This is a genomic window from Nostoc sp. CALU 546, assembly GCF_048836525.1.
This window is the reverse complement of the sequence record NZ_JAWJTF010000286.1, coordinates 1-2,567: the sequence shown is the minus strand read 5'-3', so window position 1 is coordinate 2,567 and position 2,567 is coordinate 1. Positions and strand designations below refer to the sequence as shown.

Annotated in this window: 1 protein-coding gene; it reads right to left on the bottom strand. The window is 39.6% G+C overall.

The annotated features are described in order from the left end of the window. Positions 1 to 120 precede the first annotated feature (120 nt). Positions 121 to 2,091 (bottom strand): PAS domain S-box protein, encoded by a 1,971-nt coding sequence (locus RRG12_RS42760; RefSeq protein ID WP_420763261.1) that lies wholly within the window; start codon positions 2,089 to 2,091, stop codon positions 121 to 123. Between the last annotated feature and the right edge of the window lie 476 nt (positions 2,092 to 2,567).

Below are 2,567 nucleotides of genomic sequence, written 5' to 3'. Positions count from 1 at the left end.
AGTAACTCTGTTGAGAAAGGTCTACTAAGTGCAGCAAATCCGTGGTATATTCACGGGCGTGGCTAATATTGCCGTAAATAAAATTGACGGGATTATTGATTTCGTGGGCAATGCCTGCAACTAATTGATCCCATACTGGACCTGTTTTGCAGTTTGAATCAGTTGCGCTTGAGTTTGTTGAAGTTCTAGTAGCGCTGCTTCTAGTTGCTGGGCTTTATCTTGGGCAGTTTGGGCAGCAATGCGACTTTGAGTGTAAAGTTTAGCTTGGTCAATAGCGATCGCTAGTTGAACTGTAACTGCTTGTAATAATTCTACTTCGTTGTCCAGCCAAGACCGGAAGCCGCTGCAATAACCACAGCTAAATGTGCCAATTTCACCAGATTGAGTGTGTACGGGCAGTGACATAAAGGCAGTGAAACCAAAATCCTGCAAAAACTGCCGTGCTATGGAATCGCCCACAGTCTCTACATCGTTAATACGGATGATTTCTCCGTTCAAAGTTTTGGCTGCGATTAGTTCGATTTCTGCATTAGTTGCTTCTTGGTCGTTAAGCAGACAGGGTAAAAAGGAACTCTTCACCTCATATACTTTATCCCAGTATGGTACATCAGCATCTTGGCGATACCAAAAGAAGGCGCAGCGATCGATCTGGAATAAGTGATGAATCTCCTGCACTGCTGTTTCTACAATGTAATTGAGATCCAAGGAAGCTCGAATATGATTAGAAAGACGATTGAGTAGTGCTTCTCGTTGGGCACTTTCTTTGAGCGCAATTTCTGCTTGTTTGCGGTCAGTGGTGTCATGGCAAATACCAACGAAGTTTATAATATTACCATTGGCGTCTTTAATAGCAGATGAGTTGCTTGTATGCCATCGCCAACTACCATTTTTGTGTTTTACTCGATATTCAATTGCCTCTTGTTTCTTGCCTGTTGTCAAAATTCTTTGGAAATAATCGACACAGATATGCACATCGTCGGGATGTATAAAGGGAATAAATGATTTGCCTTCAACCTCTGCAACCTCATGCCCAAAAATTTCAGTCCAGTTAGGAGAAACGTAGGAAAATATTCCTTCAAGTGTCAGCGAAAAAATAATGTTATTGGCATTTTCCACAATGCTGCGAAACTTGGCATCGCTTTCTATCAATGCTTCTTGAATGTTGTCGCAGATGTCGCGGACAAGAACTATAACTTGCTGGTCTGGTAATGGTAATAACCTAGCTTCAAAAATATTGTTTTTTTCTGGTAGCGGTAAGGTATATTCAAAACTGACTTCATATTGAGTTTGAAGTACTTGAGTTATTGCTTGCTGGAAGCGATCGCCTACACTAGTCGGTAAGCATTCTCGCAAACTCTTGCCCTGACAATCTTCTGGTGAAATATACAGACTCTCAACTTTTCCTGCCTTGTAATCCAGGATAGTTCCATCAGCATTGAGACGAAAGTACAAATCAGGAAGCACTTGCAAAATCGCTGCTAACTCTGATGTTTTTTGGCTTAACTGTGCTTCAACTGCTTGGCGTTTTGTAGTTTCAGCTTCCAGTTGTTCTAGTGCTTTTGCTAATTCGGCTGCTTGTTTCTTTGCTGTAATTTTACGTAGACGGCGAGAGGAATTTGTAGATGGCGAGTAGCTTTCTGTTAGAGAAGGTTGGCATACCACTCTCGGCACTTCTGTTAGATCAATACAATAACCGATATAACCAACAAAGCTACCATCTACGGCAAATCTTGGCGCGGCTGTATCTAAAATCCAGTGATATTCGCCATCAGCCCGACGCAAGCGATATTGCCTCTGGAAGGAATCATGTACAGCAAAGGCTCTTAGGTATATATCTTCACATCGCTGTCTATCTTCTGGATGGACGCTACAAGTCCAGATATTGCCTATCTCCTCTCCTTGCACAAATGCAGACGTACCTGTTGCTGTGCCAGTAAATTCTAGCCAATTGGAATTGAAGTAACAGTAAAGTGCATTATATCCAGACATCCAAATCATCAGAGGAGCAGTATCCACCTGTCGGCAAAACACTTTTTCATCCTGTTGTATTTCTGATGGGGCAATGATGATTTGGTTAATGTAGCTCTGCACCTTTTTAGAAAACACTTTTGCCTGCCTGCTCTGCCTAAATTATGAAGGTAATAGTCTGAAAATATGATTTCTTAATACATGGATATAATCTTTTTCATGCCAACTTGCTAACGATCTTAATACTTTATTTATTTTTATATATGCAGCAATTCCTCTTTTACTGTAAATAAATTTAAAAAATTCTGAAGTTATCATTAAGATTAAGTTGAGCATTTTTGGTGAAATTTAAACTCTATATGTCAGGAAGGTTGTTTGACTTTGTTTCTTATTAAAATCACCGATAAATTCATCTTAGCTATGCAATCTCGTTGCTGAAAAACCCAATTTAGCTTCACTAAAACTACATGATTCTCTGTCAGGTGTTTATGTCTTCACAAGAAATTCACAATACTCAAGAATTTCATACAAAATAAATATTGATTTTTTATCAAGAAGAATTCAGCATGAATTAGAGTCATGGCAATACTATCTCGTAT